Genomic DNA, 16,903 nt, shown 5'->3' with positions numbered 1-16,903 from the left:
GGTGACGTCGGTGCCGCCGCTGCTGATGCTGCTGGTTCCTTCGCGGTTTCCGGTCTTGCCGGAGGTCTTGTCAGTCGACACTGCGTTCCGCCGCCTCCACCACGTTGACGAGCAGTTGGGCGCGGGTCATCGGGCCGACGCCGCCGGGGTTCGGAGAGACCCAGCCGGCCACCTCACGGACGTCCGGATGGACGTCGCCCACGATCTTCCCCTCCGCGCTGCGGGAGACGCCGACGTCCAGGACGGCCGCGCCCGGCTTGACGTCCTCGGCCCGGATCAGGTGCGCCGAACCGGCCGCGGCGACGATGATGTCGGCCCGCTTCAGGTGCGCCGAGAGATCCCGGGTGCCGGTGTGGCACTGGGTCACCGTCGCGTTCTCGCTGCGCCGCGTCAGCAGCAGCGGCATCGAGCGGCCGATCGTGACCCCGCGGCCGACGACCACGACCTCCGCGCCCTTGGTCTCGACGCCGTACCGACGCAGCAGCGTCAGCACGCCGTTGGGGGTGCAGGGCAGCGGGGCGGGTTCGTTGAGGACCAGCCGGCCGAGGTTCGTCGGGTGCAGGCCGTCGGCATCCTTGGCCGGGTCCACGAGTTCCAGGATCCGGTTCTCGTCGATGCCCTTGGGCAACGGGAGCTGGACGATGTAGCCGGTGCAGGCGGGGTCGTCGTTCAGCTCGCGGACGACCGCCTCGATCTCCTCCTGGGTGGCCGTGCCGGGCAGCTCGCGCTGGATGGAGGCGATGCCGACCTCGGCGCAGTCACGGTGCTTGCCCGCGACGTATTTCTGGCTGCCGGGGTCGGTGCCGACGAGGATGGTGCCGAGTCCGGGCGTCACGCCCTTCTCCCTCAGCGCCGCCACCCGGGCGGTCAGATCGGACTTGATCGCGGCTGCGGTGGCCTTGCCATCGAGAATCTGGGCGGTCATGCACCCATCCTCCCGGATGACGGGCCCCCGGTTCCAATCCGCCCGGGTACCGGTCCGGGTGAACCCGGGCACCGGCGGGCCCCGATCCGGCCAAGCCCCTGGATCGTTCCGGCCATGATCGACAAGGTTGCACTTGCACAAAGCCTGCGGAATGCGGCTGGACAGGAGCACACCTGTCCAAGAACGATGGGTCCCCGCAGTATGCGGTCGGTGTTGGGGGGCAAACCGCTCATCTGAAGACGTTCCTCCGCGCATTCCGCGTCGTCCCCGCTTTTGTGCAACGGAGGAAATCGCCATGAGCTTCGGCCCGCCCAACGACCCCTACGGTCAGCCGCAGAACCCCCAGCAGGGGCAGCCCGGTTACGGCTACCCCCAGCAGGGCCAGCCCGGTGACGGCCAGCAGGCGCCGCAGGGCGTCCCCCCGCAGGGGTACGGCCAGCCGCAGCATCCCGGCTACCCCCAGCAGCCCGGCTACCCCCAGCAGCCCGGCTATCCCCAGCAGGGTCACGGTTACCCGCAGCAGCCCGGCTACGGCGGTCAGCCGCCGTACGCGAACTGGGGCCAGCGGTTCGGCGGCCTCGTGGTCGACATGCTGGTGTTCGCGGTGCCCTACGCCCTCGTCCTCATCGGCAAGGACACTCCGGCACTCCTGGCCATCGGCGCCGCCGCCCTCGTCGGCCTCGCGATCTGGCAGCTGATCCAGGAGGGCCGTACCGGTCAGACGGTCGGCAAGAAGGCCCTGGGCATCCGCCTCGTGCGCGAGATCGACGGCCAGCCGATGGGCGTCGGCATGGCGTTCGTCCGCCGCCTGGCCCACACCCTGGACAGCCTGGCGTGCTACCTCGGCTGGCTGTGGCCGGCCTGGGACGCCAAGAGGCAGACCTTCGCCGACAAGGTGTGCAGCTCGATCGTGATCCGCACGCACTGAAGTACGCACCGAAGCACGTCCGAAGCACGCCGGACGCACGCGCCGAGCCGCGGATGAACGCACGTCGGCCCCGGCCCCCCTCCTGAAACCAGGAGACGGGCCGGGGCCGCTGCTCGACCAGGGCAGACCGGAACAGGTCAGGCCAGGTCGGGCCGGCTCAGTGGAAGAAGTGGCGCGTACCCGTGAAGTACATCGTCACGCCCGCCTTCTTCGCGGCCTCGACGACCAGCTCGTCACGGACGGAACCGCCCGGCTGCACCACGGCCTTGACGCCCGCCTCGACCAGGACCTCGAGCCCGTCCGGGAAGGGGAAGAACGCGTCGGAGGCGGCGTACGAGCCGCGCGCCCGCTCCTCACCGGCGCGCTCGACGGCCAGCTTCGCGGAGTCGACGCGATTGACCTGTCCCATGCCGACGCCGACCGAGGCGCCGTCCTTGGCGAGCAGGATGGCGTTGGACTTCACGGCCCGGCAGGCCTTCCAGGCGAACGCGAGATCGGCGAGCTCCGACCCGGACAGCGCCTCACCGGTCGCCAGCGTCCAGTTCGCCGGGTCGTCGCCGTCCGCCTGGAGCCGGTCGGTGACCTGGAGCAGCGCGCCGCCGCCGACGGGCTTGAGCTCGACGGCGCCCGCGGGCCCCTGCGGCGCCCTGAGCACCCGGATGTTCTTCTTCTTGGTGAGGGCCTCGAGCGCCCCCTCCTCATAGCCGGGCGCGACGATGACCTCGGTGAAGATCTCGGCGACCTGCTCCGCCATCTCCTTGCTGACCGGCCGGTTGACGGCGATCACGCCGCCGAACGCCGACAGCGGGTCACAGGCGTGCGCCTTGCGGTGCGCCTCGGCCACGTCCGCGCCGACGGCGATCCCGCACGGGTTGGCGTGCTTGATGATCGCGACGGCCGGCTCGGTGTGGTCGTACGCGGCGCGGTGCGCGGCGTCCGTGTCCGTGTAGTTGTTGTACGACATCTCCTTGCCGTGCAGCTGCTCGGCCTCGGCGAGACCGCCGCCGCTGCCGTCCACGTAGAGCGCGGCGGGCTGGTGCGGGTTCTCGCCGTAGCGCAGGGTGCTCTTGCGCTCCCAGGTGGCGCCGAGGAAGTCGGGGAAGCGCGACTCGTCCACGGGCGCGTAGGAGGACGCGAACCAGGAGGCCACGGCCACGTCGTAGGCGGCGGTGTGCTGGAAGGCCTCGGCGGCGAGCCGCTTGCGGGCCGCCAGGTCGAAGCCGCCGGACTGCACGGCCGAGAGGACGTCGCCGTACCGCGCGGGGCTGGTGACCACGGCCACCGACGGGTGGTTCTTCGCGGCGGCGCGCACCATGGACGGCCCGCCGATGTCGATCTGCTCGACGCACTCGTCCTCCGAGGCGCCCGAGGCGACGGTCTCCCGGAAGGGGTAGAGGTTGACGACGACGAGGTCGAACGGCGCGACGCCCAGCTCGTCCAGCTGCTGCCGGTGGCTGTCCAGTCGCAGGTCGGCGAGGATGCCGGCGTGGACCTTGGGGTGCAGGGTCTTGACCCGGCCGTCCAGGCACTCGGGGAAGCCGGTGAGCTCCTCGACCTTGGTGACGGGGACGCCGGCGGCGGCGATACGGGAGGCGGTGGAGCCGGTGGAGACGAGCTCGACACCGGCCTCGTGCAGCCCGCGCGCGAGCTCTTCCAGACCGGTCTTGTCGTAGACGCTGACGAGCGCGCGACGGATGCCCCGCTTGCTGCTCTCTGCCGTGACAGTGCTGTCGGCGGTCACTGGATAACTACCTTTCGTCCCTCAATGCGATAGCCGTTGCGGGCGAGCCGCCCCACGACCTCGACGAGCAGCCTTCGCTCGACTTCCTTGATGCGCTCGTGCAGAGCGCTCTCGTCGTCCTCGTCCCGGACCTCGACCACCCCCTGGGCGATGATCGGTCCGGTGTCGACGCCGTCGTCGACGAAGTGGACGGTGCAGCCGGTGACCCGGGCGCCGTACGCCAGCGCGTCCCGCACACCGTGGGCGCCGGGAAAGCTGGGCAGCAGGGCCGGGTGGGTGTTGACGAACCGCCCCCCGAACCGCGCCAGGAATTCCTTCCCCACGATCTTCATGAACCCGGCGGAGACGACGAGGTCCGGCTCGTGGGCGGCCACCGCCTCGGCGAGCGCGGCGTCCCACTCCTGCCGGCTAGCGAAGTCCCCGACCTTCCGCACGAAGGTGGGAATCCCGGCGCGCTCGGCACGGGCGAGCCCCTCGATGCCCTCCCGGTCGGCTCCGACGGCCACGATCTCGGCGCCGTAGGCATCGACGCCGGTGGCCGCGATGGCGTCGAGGAGAGCCTGGAGGTTCGTACCGGATCCGGAGACCAGCACGACGAGGCGCTTGGCCACGGGCTTGGCGGCCACGGTGGGGGCCCTTTCTCGGGGAAGCGTTTGCACGGCCGGTTTATACATTCGTACGAATGCTTCGCGCCCCGGGATACGGGGAAGTCTACGAAGCGGCCGACCGTCAGCAACGATACCGGCACACCGGACGGCCCCCACGGGACGGGGGCGTGGCCGGAAGGTAGCGTCTGGGGCGAGCGGGTTCGGGAACGCGGTGGCCCTGTGGTGCGTTCTGCAAGTGACGGCCCAGCTAGGCAGTACCAGCCCAAAAACGTTCATTACCAGCCAAGCCGATCACCAGCCGATCACTAGGGGAAGACGCCCACTTGATGCCGGACCGCAGTCTGCGACGCCTCACGCTCCCCCCGCAGTCACGGCAGGGAGGGGAGCGCGGCGCCGTGCTGCTGCGAGAGCTCCCAACCTCTCCCCCCGACGCCCCCTCGGGCGACAACACGGGCGGCAACCCGCCCCCCGAGGACGACAATCCCTTCGCCCCGCCCCCCGAGGGCACCCCGGACCGGCCCTGGCAGCCCCGGCGTCCGGCGGGCGGCGCCCCCGAAGGCGGGCGCACCCCATGGGGCGGCCAGTGGAGCGACCAGCAGCCCGGCCGCTCTCCCGGCGGCTTCGGCGAGCGTCCCGGCGGCACCCCCGAGGGCGGCGGCCCCGGCACCGACCCGGGCAAGCGCTGGGACCCCACCGACCCGGCCCAGCGCCACGCGCGCTACGCCCTGCTCTGCGGTATGTGGGCCTTCTTCTTCGCTCTCTTCGGCTGGCCGTACGTGGCCCTGCTCCTCGGCGCGCTGGCCCTGAACTGGGGAATCAGCGCCCTGCGCGCCAAGCCCCGCACCCCCGACCCCGACGCCCCGCCCGCCCCGGAGCCCACCGGCCGCCCGCAGAAGACGGCCGCCGTCAGCGGCCTGGTCACCGCGTCCGTCGCCCTGGCCCTGGTCGCCGCCAGCTTCACCGCGCAGCTGGTCTACAGCGACTACTACACCTGCACGAACGACGCCCTCACCAACGAGGCCAAGCAGTCGTGCGACGACCTGCTCCCCAAGGAACTGAAGAACATCCTGGGTGCGAACGCGTGACCCTGCGAACCGCCTGACCCTCTGACGCACCGACCGGCCGCCGGGACCTCCGCGTGCCACTCCACGGCCCGCGCCGAGCCGACGCGTGGCACCCGCGTCTTCCCTGAGGCCCCGGACGGTCACTTCAGCCCGCCCGCGTCAGAGGACCAGGCCGTCCAGGCCGACAGGCCGTCCAGGCCGACAGGGAAGTCTGGGAGCGCAGCCCCCAGGGAAGGGTGGGGGCGGCGGGGCGAGATCCCCGAGGGTCACCGTCCCGCCCCCTCGGCCTCCTCCGGCCCCTCGCCCTCCCCCGCCTCCCGCAACGCCGCCCACCGAACCTCCCGGGCCACGTCCCCGTGCCACACCGGCTCCACGTGACTCAGGGGGTCGATGGGGATGGGGTCAGTGTGGTCCACGGGCTTCAAGGGATCCAAGGGCTCCAGCGGGTCCATCGGATCCAGCGAGGCCATGGGATTCCGAGGGCCGATGGAATTCCCCAGCCCGACAGGTTCGGGTGCGACAGCCGGTACGGGCGGCACCGCCGACATGGGCGCGACAGTCCCGACACGCGGCTCGGCGTCGGCGTACTCCACCGGCGAGAAGTCGTACAGCTCGGACCCATCGAGCTCACCGGGCCCACCAGGCTTACCGGGCTCATCGGACGACCCCGCCGGGCCGGTGGCAGCACCCACCGCCCGGGACCCCCTGCACCGCCACTCCCGCACCACCAGAGCCACCGGCACTCCCGCCCCCACGATCCACAACACCACCGCACCCCCCACCTGCCACCACACCGGCCCGAGCCGGGTCAACGCGGAAACCCCCAACGGCCCACCGGACAACCCGGCAAGCCCTCCCATCAGCACCCCGCACAACACACCCGCGAGCACCACGCCCCCCGCGGTCCGCCCGCGCGACCAGGCACCTCCGTCGCCTCTGTCACCCCCGCCACCAGCGCCGCCCGCTCCCCGAGCCACGAACACCCCCACCGTCACGCCGGCGACCAGCGGAACCACCCCCGGCGCCCAGTTCCACGGCGTCCCGACCCCCGCCTCCGGCACCGCCGCCAGCAGCGGAAACGGCGGCAGCGACAACGGAGCCGGGTCGGCGGCCAGCGGCGCGACCACATGTCCGGCGCCGAGGACGTACCCCGGCCCGAGGGCGTAGGCCGCCCCCCACACCGCCGCGTTCGGAACCAGCGCCACGCACAGCAACAGCACCGCGAACCGTCCCGACCAGCCCTCCGTCAACTGGAGGAACCCCTCACGGGCGACGCCCAGGTGCCATACCGAGGACACCGCCACCAGCGCCGCCCCACCCCCGAAGAGCACCGCCGCCCCGGCCCCCGCCGCACGCCCGGCGACCCCGAGCCGCTCCCGCCCGTCCGCCCCGAGCAGGTGCCGCCGCACGCCACGGGGCAACGCCAGGAGCACGCTGTCGACAGGCTCGCGGGGCCGGCCGTGGGCCGACCACACCCCCGCTCCGGCGGCCAGCACGGCGACCGCCGGCACGCACACCGCCGTCCAGGCCCACGACGGCCGCAGAGCGCCACCGGTGGCGGCGTAGCAGGCGACGCCCGCGCCGACGGCGAGGTAGCCGAGCACGACGCCCGCCCACGCCGTACGGGCACTCACCAGCACCGCGCCCTCGTCGTCACCGACGCCTGCGTCCACCGCGTCCCGCGCGGCGCGCCGCACCAGCCACACCGGCAGCGCGAGCACCAGCAAGGGAGTGACCCCGACCGGCGCCGGCATTCCGGACAGCGTGTCGACCCGTACCAGCTCCGCGCCGTGGGCCAGCAGCCACAGCGCGGCGGCGACATGCAGTGCGCCGTCCGGCCCGCTGTCGGGATACGGCGAGCTGATCCACAGCACCATCACGAGCACGGCGAACGAACCGAGCCCGAGCCCGGCGGCGAGCGCACCACCCAGGAGGCCGGCGGCCAGCCCGGAGGATCGGTCACGCATCCGGCTGAGCAGGGGCGACAACGACAGTCGGCGAGCGGTCATCTGGGTCACGCCCGTCATGCTCCCAACGACACGCGCTTTCCCGTCGTAACAGGCGAAGTTCCGTTGTGTCGCTCAATATACGTTTATGTACTTTTTCGTGGGAAGGGTTCCCCTGTGACACAGAGCCCTGCCCCACTCCCTCCCGCCAAGCAGCGCGGACACCTGCGCGAGGCGGCCTCGCTGACGCAGGCTCAGGTCGCCGAGCGGGTCGGCGTCAGCCGGGAGACGGTGCACGCGTGGGAGTCCGGCCGCACGACACCGCGCGGCCGAAGGCGGGAGGCGTACGCGAAACTGCTGGCATCGCTGACCAAGGCGGACATGGTGACGAACACCCAGGAGGCAGCGCCCCCACCCCCGGTGACGGTGTGCCTGAACAGCGACCCCCACCACCCCGAGACGCTCGAGATCCCCGCAACCCTGGGAGCCCCGGCAACCCAAGAAGCCCTGCCGGCCCCGGACACCCCGGAGACCCCAGACACTCCGGAAGCCCCGGAAACCCCGGAAGCCCTGGAAGCCCTGGAAGCCCTGGAAGCCCCTGGAGCGCAGCTCACGGGGGCCAGGGGCGCCGCCCTGACCCCGGCTCAGGCCTTCGACGCCCTCTACGCCTTCTGCGCCTCCGCCCTCGTACGGCAGGCATACCTGCTCTCCGGCCGCCGCGAACTCGCGCGCGAGTCGGTCGAGCGGGCGTTCCAACGGGCCTGGCAGCGCTGGCCCGAAGTGGCCGTGGACCGCGATCCGGCGGGCTGGGTGCGGGCGACGGCGTACGAGTACGCACTCTCCCCCTGGCATCGGTTCCGCCCCCGCTACCGGCACCCGGAGCCGCCCCCGGCCGACGCCGCCGACCGCGCGCTGCTGGACGTCCTGCTGACCCTCCCCGCGCCCTACCGTCGCACGCTCCTCCTCTACGACGGTGTCGGCCTCGACCTCCCGGAGACGGCGGCGGAGACGGAGGCGAGCACCCCCGCGACGGCGAACCGACTGCTGCACGCCCGCGAGGCGGTCGCCGCGCGGCTGCCCGAGCTGGCGAGCCCCGCCGCGCTGCACCGGCGGCTGGCGGAGGTGGCGTCCGCCGAACGGCTGCGCGCGGCCGGGCCGACCACCGTGCGGACGGGCAGCGAACAGCGGGCCCGCTTCTGGACCAGGGCGGCGATCGCGTTCACGGTCGCGATCATCGGCGCGACCGCACTGACCGTACGGACGGCCCCCACCCGGTACGAGCCCGCCGTACCCCCCGGCGAGACGGTGCAGGGCGTCCCCCCGCGGTCGGCCCCCGGCACGCTCTCGGACGCGGAGCTGAACCTGCGCGCCAAGCTGCGTTCCGATCTCCGGCACGGCCCGCAACGGCTGATCCCGCTGGCCGAGTGAACCGGGCCCGGCCGCGGCCCGGAAGGCCGGGAAACGCCGGTGGGCCCGCCCCCGCAAGGGGAACGGGCCCACCGTCACTCAGCCTGGAACTCAGCCGGCCGCGAGGATCTCGCGGGCCAGCTTCGCCGTCTCGGTCGGCGTCTTGCCGACCTTGACGCCGGCGGCCTCGAGGGCCTCCTGCTTCGCCTGGGCGGTGCCGGAGGAGCCGGAGACGATGGCGCCGGCGTGGCCCATGGTCTTGCCCTCGGGCGCGGTGAAGCCCGCGACGTAGCCGACGACCGGCTTCTTCACGTTGTCCTTGATGAAGGCCGCAGCCCGCTCCTCGGCGTCGCCGCCGATCTCACCGATCATGACGATGAGGTCGGTGTCGGGGTCGGCCTCGAACGCGGCGAGCGCGTCGATGTGCGTCGTACCGATGATCGGGTCGCCACCGATGCCGACGGCGGACGAGAAGCCGATGTCACGCAGCTCGTACATCATCTGGTAGGTCAGCGTGCCGGACTTCGAGACCAGACCGATGCGGCCCGGCTTCGTGATGTCGCCCGGGATGATGCCGGCGTTCGACTGACCCGGGGTGATGAGACCGGGGCAGTTCGGGCCGATGATCCGCGTCTTGTTGCCCTGCGAGACGGCGTACGCGTAGAACGCGGCCGAGTCGTGGACGGCGATGCCCTCGGTGATGACGACCGCGAGCGGGATCTCGGCGTCGATCGCCTCGACCACGGCGGCCTTGGCGAAGGCCGGCGGCACGAAGAGGACGGACACGTTCGCGCCCGTCTTCTCGATCGCCTCGGCGACCGTGCCGAAGACCGGGATCTCGGTGCCGTCGAAGTCGACGGACGTGCCCGCCTTGCGGGGGTTCACGCCACCGACGATGTTGGTGCCGTCCGCCAGCATGAGCTTGGTGTGCTTCATGCCCGTGGCACCGGTCATGCCCTGGACGATGACCTTGCTGTCCTTGTTGAGGAAGATAGCCATGGCTGTTCTGTCCCTCGTCCCTTACTTCGCAGCCGCGAGCTCGGCGGCCTTGTCGGCCGCGCCGTCCATGGTGTCCACGCGCTGGACCAGCGGGTGGTTGGCGTCGGAGAGGATCTTGCGACCCAGCTCGGCGTTGTTGCCGTCGAGACGGACGACCAGCGGCTTGGTGACTTCCTCGCCCTTGTCCGCCAGCAGCTGCAGCGCCTGGACGATGCCGTTGGCGACCTCGTCACAGGCGGTGATGCCACCGAAGACGTTGACGAATACGGACTTGACGTCCGGGTCGCCGAGGATGATCTCCAGGCCGTTCGCCATGACGGCGGCGGAGGCGCCACCGCCGATGTCGAGGAAGTTGGCGGGCTTGACCCCACCGTGCGCCTCACCGGCGTACGCGACGACGTCGAGGGTGCTCATGACGAGACCCGCGCCGTTGCCGATGATGCCGACCTCGCCGTCGAGCTTGACGTAGTTGAGGTTCTTCGCCTTAGCGGCGGCCTCGAGCGGGTTGGCCGACGCGTGGTCGACGAACTCCTCGTGTCCCGGCTGACGGAACTCGGCGTTCTCGTCCAGGGAGACCTTGCCGTCGAGGGCGATGACGTCGCCGGAGGCGACCTTCGCCAGCGGGTTGACCTCGACGAGAAGGGCGTCCTCCTCGATGAAGGTCTTCCACAGCGTCACGAGGACGCCTGCGACCTTGTCGGCGACCTCGGCCGGGAAGTTCGCGGCCTCGACGATCTCACGGGCCTTCTCGGGAGTCACACCCTCGTTGGCGTCGATCGGCGTCTTGGCGACGGCCTCGGGGCGGGTCTCCGCCACCTCCTCGATCTCCATGCCGCCCTCGACGGACGCGATGGAGAGGAAGGTGCGGTTGGCACGGTCGAGGAGGAAGGAGACGTAGTACTCCTCCAGGATCTCCGGGGCCGTCTCGGCGATCATCACCTTGTGGACCGTGTGGCCCTTGATGTCCATGCCGAGGATGTCCGTCGCGCGGGCGACGGCCTCGTCCGGGGTGGCGGCGAGCTTCACGCCACCGGCCTTGCCACGCCCGCCGACCTTCACCTGGGCCTTGACGACGGACTTGCCACCGAGACGCTCGGTGGCTGCGCGGGCCGCCTCAGGCGTGTCGATGACTTCACCGGCCAGCACCGGTACATCGTGCTTGGCGAAGAGGTCCCTCGCCTGGTACTCGAACAGGTCCACGCGCTTCCGTCCCTATCAGTGATCTCGCGGTTCGTCTGATGCGTGGGCGTGCCGCGAAGGGCAACGTGACGTCAGCCGTCTGTCACAAGAGAGGCGCACACGGTGTCCGAGCGCGCGGCATGTCCGTCTCGCAGGTTAGCGCTGCTTCTGGGAGGCCCCTAAATCGAGGGTCACACCTGAGCGGTGATACCTGTCACATGATGCCGGGATCACTGGCACCCCGTGCCGGATGTGAGGAGACCAGGAGCGGACGGGGAGGGCCTCACCGGGTTGGGGTTGGCCCGGTGAGGCCCCTGAACACCCCCTTAGGGGCCCTGGGCGATCGGTCCTCACCCCGATGAGGACCACTCGACCCCATCCGTGAGGTTTCGGTCGGACGGACCGGTGGCTTTCGGCCGTCCGGGGGCCTGCCGCCTCACGGAGTCAACCGGTCAGACGCGTGACGCGCTGCCGTTGTTCGTGGTTCGCCCGATCCGCGTACGGCCCACCCGGGAAGGCGTGGCACGGGGAAGGGAGCGGTGGGGAGGGGAGGGAGCCTGTCGCTAGCCGGGGAAGACGGGGATGTTCCGGTGCCGGTCGTGGACACCGGCCGCCTCGGAGCGCACGGCACAGCCGGGCACCAGCCGCACCGGTACCCGGTGGCACGACGTGACGGCATGCGTGTCGCCGTGCCGGGAGACACCGCCGTCGACCACCGACGCGGCGCCGATCAGCACGCCGTCCCGGCCACCCGCGGGTCCGCGGCGCACCGGCCCGGGAGCGCGGACAGCTGCGCGCACGCGACCGACGTCTTCGAGGTGATTGACGTGACCGACGTGACCGACGTGACCGACTTGGACGGACGCGACGCGGCGACCGGCGTCGACAGGACCGCCGATACCGGTACCCACCGGTCCGTACGACGCCGCAACCGCGCCGGCCGCCGCGTCCGGCGCTGTCACGGACGCGGTCACCGCCGTCGCCGCGTCGGCGGCCGTCCGGTCCCCGAGCCCGTCCGCGTCCGGCGGCGGGTTCGCCGCGGATCCCTGCGCGGACAGCCCCACGCCCGGCACCGGAAGCGTCCGCACGGAAACCGACGGAAGGGCGGAAAGTCCGGGGAGATCGGAGAGATCGGAGGGATCGGGAAGACCGGGCAGGGCGGGAAGACCGGGCAGGTGGGGCAGAGCCGGAAGGCCGCGGAAGGCTGGCAGGGCTGCCAGGACAGGAAGCTTCGGAGGAACGGGAAGCTTCGGGACGTCGGGCAGGCCGGAGACCGCGGAGAGCCTGGGAAGGTCCGCCGCCGCAGAAGGGCCGGGAAGACCGGCAAGACCGGGGAGGCGGGAGAGCTCGGACAGGGCCGGCACGGTCGGCGGCCTCGGCGGCGCCGAGACGGGAGGCGGCACCGAGACGGGCGGCGGCACCTGCGTCGAGAGCCGCTCACGCTGCTCCTCCTCGGCCGCCACCACGACATGACCGACCGCCGGAACCGAAATCAGCCCCTTGACCTGATGGTTGACCGCCCCCTCTACGGAGAGGAGAGGCGCGGACAAGGCTGATGTGGACCCCGCCGACGTGGAAGAGGCCGAGTTGACGCCCGCCGACGCGGACAGGGCCGACGCGGACAAAGCCGATGTGGAGCCCACCGACGCGGACAGGGCCGGCGCCGACAAAGCCGATGTGGACCCCGCCGACGCGGACCCTGCCGGTGTGGACGAGGCCCCCGCGGACAAGGCCGGTGCGGACAGGATCGGTGCGGACAGGGCCGGTGCGGAGAGGGCCGGTGCGGACTGGCTTTCCGCCGCATGCGCCTGTGCCCCGCTGAGGAACCCGAGTGCCAGCAACCCGCCGACCAGAAGCGCCAGTTGCGCCACACGTCGCCCGGCCGCGCCACGCAGGACGCGCAGAAGCCGCGGTGCGGCATCAGGCAGGGCGGTGGGCCGGATCAAGGTGGGAGCTTCCTCCCGTGCGGCGACGAGGTGCCCTCGATCCTCGCATGCGCGTCCCGCGTCGCGTCAGTCGGTGTCCGGCACGGGCAGCGGACGCTTCTCGATCGCCGCCGCCATGACGTCCGGGAACAGATCGGGCGTGCAGGCGAACGCCGGTACGCCCAGCGCCGCGAGCGCCGCCGCGTGCTCCCGGTCGTAGGCGGGCGCCCCCTCGTCCGACAGCGCGAGCAGCGCGACGAACTGCACGCCGGACGCCTTCATCGCCGCGACCCGCTTGAGCATCTCGTCCCGTATGCCTCCCTCGTACAGGTCGCTGATGAGCACGACCACGGTCTCGGCGGGCCGGGTGATCCGCGCCTGGCAGTACGCGAGCGCCCGGTTGATGTCCGTGCCCCCGCCGAGCCGGGTGCCGAAGAGGACGTCCACCGGGTCGTCGAGCAGGTCGGTGAGGTCGGCGACCGCCGTGTCGAAGACGACGAGCCGTGTGTTGATCGACCGCATCGACGCCAGTACCGCACCGAAGACCGACGCGTACACCACCGACGACGCCATCGAACCCGACTGGTCGATGCAGAGGACCACTTCCTTCTTCACGGACCGCGACGCCCGCCCGTACCCGACGAGCCGCTCCGGCACGACCGTGCCGTACTCGGGCAGATAGTGCTTGAGGTTGACGGCGATCGTGCGGTTCCAGTCGATGTCGTGATGGCGCGGGCGGCGGACGCGCGTGCCGCGGTCGAGGGCGCCGGTGAGCGCGGCTCGGGTACGGGTGGCGAGCCGCTTCTCCAGATCCTCGACGACCTTGCGGACCACGGCCCGCGCCGTCTCCTTCGTCGTCTCCGGCATCGCCTTGTTGAGCGAGAGCAGCGTGCCGACCAGATGCACGTCGGCCTCCACCGCCTCCAGCATCTCCGGTTCCAACAGCAGCGCGGACAACCCGAGCCGGTCGATGGCGTCGCGTTGCATCACCTGCACGACGGAGGAGGGGAAGTACCTGCGGATGTCCCCGAGCCAGCGGGCCACCGACGGCGCCGAGGCCCCCAGCCCCGCCGAACGCTCCCGCCCCGTCCGTGCCCCGCTCTCCTTCCCGTAGAGCGCGGTGAGCGCCTCGTCCATCTCGGCGTCCCGCCCGGAGAGTGCTTGGCCGGTGCCGTCGGCCGCGTCGCCCCCGAGCACCAGCCGCCAGCGCCGTAACCGCTCCTGCCCGGCCTCGACCCCCACTGCCCCGGTCGCCGCTGCGTTGACCGTCGCCGCGTTGACCGCCGCTGCCCCGGTCACCGCCGCGTCGCTCGGCGCAGCCCCGGTCGCCGCCGCGTTGACCACCGCTACCCCGGTCGCCGCTGCGTTGGTCGTCGCAGCCTCGGTCGTCCTCATGTGCCCATCCCCGCGAGCTCGTTGTCGTCCGCCAGCCCATGGACCGGCTCCGATCCCGACCCCGGCCCTGGCCCCCATCCCGATCCCGATCCCGATCCCGATCCCGATCCCAGCAGCAGACGTACCACCGGCAGGACCGCGTCGGCGCGTTCCTCGTCGAGTTCCGCCGCGAACCCGGGTGTCCCGGAGCCCGCGCCCGGCCCACTGCCCCGCTTGCCCGGGCCGCGCCGGACCAGCTCGCCCAGCGTTCTGCGCACCCCCTGTTCGTAGGCCGAGAACGTCCGCCGCAGCAACGGCAATACGTCCGTGAACGCCTCCGCCGGCACCGACGTGAGCCATCCGTCGACCAGTCCGAGCAGCCGTTCGTCGTGCATGAGGAGCAGCCCGCCCCCGGAACCGCCGCCGACGAAGCCCTCGATCCAGGCGGCCGCGTCCGACGGCGGTGTCCCCGCTGACAGGGCGAGCCCCATGAGCCGCGCCGCCTCGTCCTGGTGCAACTCCCCCTCGTCCAGGAGCAGCCGCACCGCCCGCCCCCGGATCACCCCCGGCACGGTGTCCCGCCCGGAGAGCACCCGCAGCACACTCCGCCAGCGCTCCCGCAGACCGCAGGGTCCCGGGCGGGGCTCCCCGTCGAGGTCCCGGTCCCGGTCGCCCGCCGCGGAGGCGCCCGGCAGCTCCCCGACCCCGCCGGGCTCCACGCCCCCGGCGCGACCCCCCGCTGCCCCGGGCACTCCTCCGGCCACCGTCGGTCCCGGTGCGGCGGCCCGTCCCGGAGCCGCTGCCGTCTCCTCCAGCATCCCCACCGCTGCGTGCACGGCGTCCACATGGCGCCGCATCCCGTCCGCCGCGTCCGCGTCCAGCGAGGCGCAGGCCGGGGGGAGGCCGACGAAGACCCGTTCGGCGAGGCCCGCGGCCACCTCCGCCAGCGCGCCGGTGTCGGTGCCGCGCACGTCGCCGTAGCGGAGCGAACGGACCAGCGCGGGCAGCGCCTGGGCGAGGTGGCCGACGTCCGTGTCGAGGGCCGCCCGGTCGGCGAGGACCCGCATCACCGTCGGAAGCGCTTCCGGCAGCCCGGCCAGGAGGCAGCGCTCGGCGAGTCCGGTCACCTCGGCGAGGTCACGCGCGGCGACGGCGTCCGCTTCCGCCTTGGCGGTGGCCGCGGCGAGCACGGTCGTCCCCCACACCCCGGCTTCGGCGGTCCGCACCGACAGCTCGGGCTCCCACCGCAGCCGCCATGTCTCCCGGAAGGTCCCCGTGCTGCCGGGCGAGGCGGCCGGCTCGCCCCACGCGATCCGCAGCAGCCGCAGCCGGTGCAGGAGCGTGCTGCGCTCGGCGTCGTTGTCCTTGCGCAGGTCCAGCGCCAACTCGCGTGCCGCCGCCTCCGGTTTCAGCCGCAGCCGGCGCTGAATCCGGTCGAGGTCACGCTGCAACGGCACGGCGGGCGCGCCGGCCGGCACCTCGCCCAGGACGTCCCCGACCACCAGCCGGTCGCGTACCAGCGCCAACGGAACGTCCGAGCCCTCGCACAGCACCGCACGCACGGCGTCGGTCGTCTCGCCCAGGCCGGGCAGCGGCCGGCCGCGCAGCGCGGCGAGCGTCTCGGCCAGCCGGACCGCCTCAATGACATGCGCCGGGGACACGATCCGGTCCTCCGCACGCAGCAGCATCGCCACCTTCGTCAGCCAGCGCTCGACCGGCCGGTCCGGCGCACCGAAGAGATGCGCGTACCAGCCCGGCGAGTCGATACCGGCCCCGTACCCTCCGGCCCGGGCAAGCCTGCGGTGGGTCCACGGCACCCAGGTCAGGTCGGCTCTGACCTTGGGCAGCCCCCTGAGCAGCGCGCGGTCGGCGGCGACGGCGACCTTCCTGCGGAGCGCGGGCACATGCCACGCCCCGCACACCACGGCCACGCCGTCCGGCCCGAACTCCTTTTCGGCGGAGCGGACTTGGATGCGCATGTAGGCCTCCCGCACGAGGTCCCGCTCCTCGCCGTCCCCCCGGGCTCCGGTCGCACCGGCCTCCCTCAGCGCCCCCATCGCCTCCTCGATCGCGGCGAACGGCGCGAACGGATCCTCGGCCCCCGTCGGCCGGTGCTCGACGACGTCCTCCCACCACCGCTCGGGATCGTCGTACCCGGCGACCGCGGCGAGCCGCCCGAGGGGGTCCCCCCGCATCCCGTCCCCGGCGCCGGGCGCGTCCTGCCCGCTCTCGCCTCCGCTCTCGCTCTGGCCCTCGCCCCCGCGATGTCCCCCGGGTTCCGTCCCCTCCTTATGGTCCTCCTCTGCCTTCTCCGCTCCCTCCTTCTTGCCCTTCTTCTCCCAGGCCAGGGTGTGCGTGGCCGGGAGGTCGATGAAGCGAGCGGGGACGCCGTGCTCCAGGGCCCAGCGGAGGGCCACCCATTCCGGGGAGAACTCCGCCAGCGGCCAGAAGGCGGAACGGCCGGGTTCGTCGACGGCGTGGGCGAGCAGTGCGACCGGCGGCCGCATGTCCTCGTCGGCGGCGAGCGGAATCAGCGTGTCGGCCTCGGGCGGCCCCTCGACCAGTACGGTCCGCGGCCGGGCGGCGTCCAGCGCCGCCCGTACCGCCCGCGCCGACCCCGGCCCGTGATGACGTACCCCGAGCAGCAACGGCCGCCCCGCCTCCGGGCCCCGACCGCCGCCCTCCGCGACGCCCGTCATCCCCTGCCCTCGCGCCTGCGGGGCCACCTCGTGTCGTCGTCCACAGCCACCCTCCACGCCTCACGGGCCCGCGCCCGAATGACCTCGTCACCGGTACCGGCGTCGCTC

Annotated in this window: 12 protein-coding genes; 3 read left to right on the top strand and 9 right to left on the bottom strand. The window is 72.6% G+C overall.

Features of this window, described 5'->3' with window-relative positions; all coding sequences use genetic code 11:
• Nucleotides 1-70 precede the first annotated feature (70 nt).
• Nucleotides 71-925 carry a bifunctional methylenetetrahydrofolate dehydrogenase/methenyltetrahydrofolate cyclohydrolase gene (locus QF030_RS25885; RefSeq protein WP_307165003.1) on the bottom strand — a complete coding sequence of 285 codons (855 nt, stop codon included), beginning with the start codon at nt 923-925 and terminating at the stop codon, nt 71-73.
• Between the two features lie 295 nt (nt 926-1,220).
• On the opposite strand from QF030_RS25885, the gene QF030_RS25880 reads away from it, so the two are divergent.
• Entirely contained in the window at nt 1,221-1,853 is a 633-nt protein-coding gene (locus QF030_RS25880; RefSeq protein ID WP_307165002.1) for an RDD family protein, read from the top strand.
• 157 nt (nt 1,854-2,010) lie between these two features.
• Here the strand turns inward: QF030_RS25880 and purH are convergent, their stop codons facing one another.
• Together purH and purN are read right to left on the bottom strand one after the other, a co-directional pair.
• Nucleotides 2,011-3,594, bottom strand: coding sequence for a bifunctional phosphoribosylaminoimidazolecarboxamide formyltransferase/IMP cyclohydrolase (purH, locus tag QF030_RS25875; protein ID WP_307165001.1), 1,584 nt, complete (start codon nt 3,592-3,594; stop codon nt 2,011-2,013).
• Nucleotides 3,591-4,220: a phosphoribosylglycinamide formyltransferase gene (purN, locus tag QF030_RS25870; RefSeq protein WP_307165000.1), complete on the bottom strand. Its 630-nt coding sequence runs from the start codon at nt 4,218-4,220 to the stop codon at nt 3,591-3,593. Before purN ends, purH begins: the two co-directional genes overlap by 4 nt.
• A 308-nt stretch (nt 4,221-4,528) precedes the next feature.
• Between purN and QF030_RS25865 the strand changes: the two genes are divergently transcribed.
• Nucleotides 4,529-5,287: a hypothetical protein gene (locus tag QF030_RS25865; protein ID WP_307164999.1), complete on the top strand. Its 759-nt coding sequence runs from the start codon at nt 4,529-4,531 to the stop codon at nt 5,285-5,287.
• 245 nt (nt 5,288-5,532) lie between these two features.
• Here QF030_RS25865 and QF030_RS25860 read toward each other — a convergent pair whose 3' ends face one another.
• A complete protein-coding gene (locus QF030_RS25860; RefSeq protein ID WP_307164998.1) occupies nt 5,533-7,293 on the bottom strand; it encodes a cell division protein PerM in 1,761 nt (586 codons plus the stop codon).
• 96 nt (nt 7,294-7,389) lie between these two features.
• Here QF030_RS25860 and QF030_RS25855 point away from each other — a divergent pair, with 96 nt between their 5' ends.
• Complete coding sequence (locus tag QF030_RS25855) at nt 7,390-8,640, top strand: helix-turn-helix domain-containing protein (protein ID WP_307164997.1); 1,251 nt, start codon at nt 7,390-7,392, stop codon at nt 8,638-8,640.
• 90 nt (nt 8,641-8,730) lie between these two features.
• Here the strand turns inward: QF030_RS25855 and sucD are convergent, their stop codons facing one another.
• From sucD to QF030_RS25830, 5 genes are all read right to left on the bottom strand, one after another.
• Nucleotides 8,731-9,618, bottom strand: coding sequence for a succinate--CoA ligase subunit alpha (gene sucD, locus QF030_RS25850; RefSeq protein WP_307164996.1), 888 nt, complete (start codon nt 9,616-9,618; stop codon nt 8,731-8,733).
• A 21-nt stretch (nt 9,619-9,639) separates the two neighbouring features.
• Nucleotides 9,640-10,818 carry an ADP-forming succinate--CoA ligase subunit beta gene (sucC, locus tag QF030_RS25845; RefSeq protein WP_307164995.1) on the bottom strand — a complete coding sequence of 393 codons (1,179 nt, stop codon included), beginning with the start codon at nt 10,816-10,818 and terminating at the stop codon, nt 9,640-9,642.
• A gap of 542 nt (nt 10,819-11,360) precedes the next feature.
• Nucleotides 11,361-12,347, bottom strand: a complete 987-nt coding sequence (locus QF030_RS25840; RefSeq protein ID WP_307164994.1) for a hypothetical protein — start codon at nt 12,345-12,347, stop codon at nt 11,361-11,363.
• A gap of 462 nt (nt 12,348-12,809) precedes the next feature.
• A complete protein-coding gene (locus tag QF030_RS25835; RefSeq protein WP_307164993.1) occupies nt 12,810-14,117 on the bottom strand; it encodes a VWA domain-containing protein in 1,308 nt (435 codons plus the stop codon).
• Entirely contained in the window at nt 14,114-16,795 is a 2,682-nt protein-coding gene (locus QF030_RS25830) for a DUF5682 family protein (RefSeq protein ID WP_307164992.1), read from the bottom strand. The genes QF030_RS25835 and QF030_RS25830 overlap by 4 nt, the downstream gene beginning before the upstream one ends.
• Between the last annotated feature and the right edge of the window lie 108 nt (nt 16,796-16,903).

Source organism: Streptomyces rishiriensis (assembly GCF_030815485.1).
Taxonomy (GTDB): Bacteria; Actinomycetota; Actinomycetes; order Streptomycetales; family Streptomycetaceae; genus Streptomyces; species Streptomyces rishiriensis_A.
This window is presented reverse-complemented; position numbering and strand designations above follow the sequence as displayed.

Coding starts and splice junctions, on each gene's coding strand:
- QF030_RS25885 (WP_307165003.1), bottom strand. CDS start 925: ATGACCGCCCAGATTCTCGATGGCAAGGCCACCGCAGCCGCGATCAAG.
- QF030_RS25880 (WP_307165002.1), top strand. CDS start 1,221: ATGAGCTTCGGCCCGCCCAACGACCCCTACGGTCAGCCGCAGAACCCC.
- QF030_RS25865 (WP_307164999.1), top strand. CDS start 4,529: ATGCCGGACCGCAGTCTGCGACGCCTCACGCTCCCCCCGCAGTCACGG.
- QF030_RS25860 (WP_307164998.1), bottom strand. CDS start 7,293: ATGACGGGCGTGACCCAGATGACCGCTCGCCGACTGTCGTTGTCGCCC.
- sucD (WP_307164996.1), bottom strand. CDS start 9,618: ATGGCTATCTTCCTCAACAAGGACAGCAAGGTCATCGTCCAGGGCATG.
- QF030_RS25835 (WP_307164993.1), bottom strand. CDS start 14,117: ATGAGGACGACCGAGGCTGCGACGACCAACGCAGCGGCGACCGGGGTA.
- QF030_RS25830 (WP_307164992.1), bottom strand. CDS start 16,795: ATGACGGGCGTCGCGGAGGGCGGCGGTCGGGGCCCGGAGGCGGGGCGG.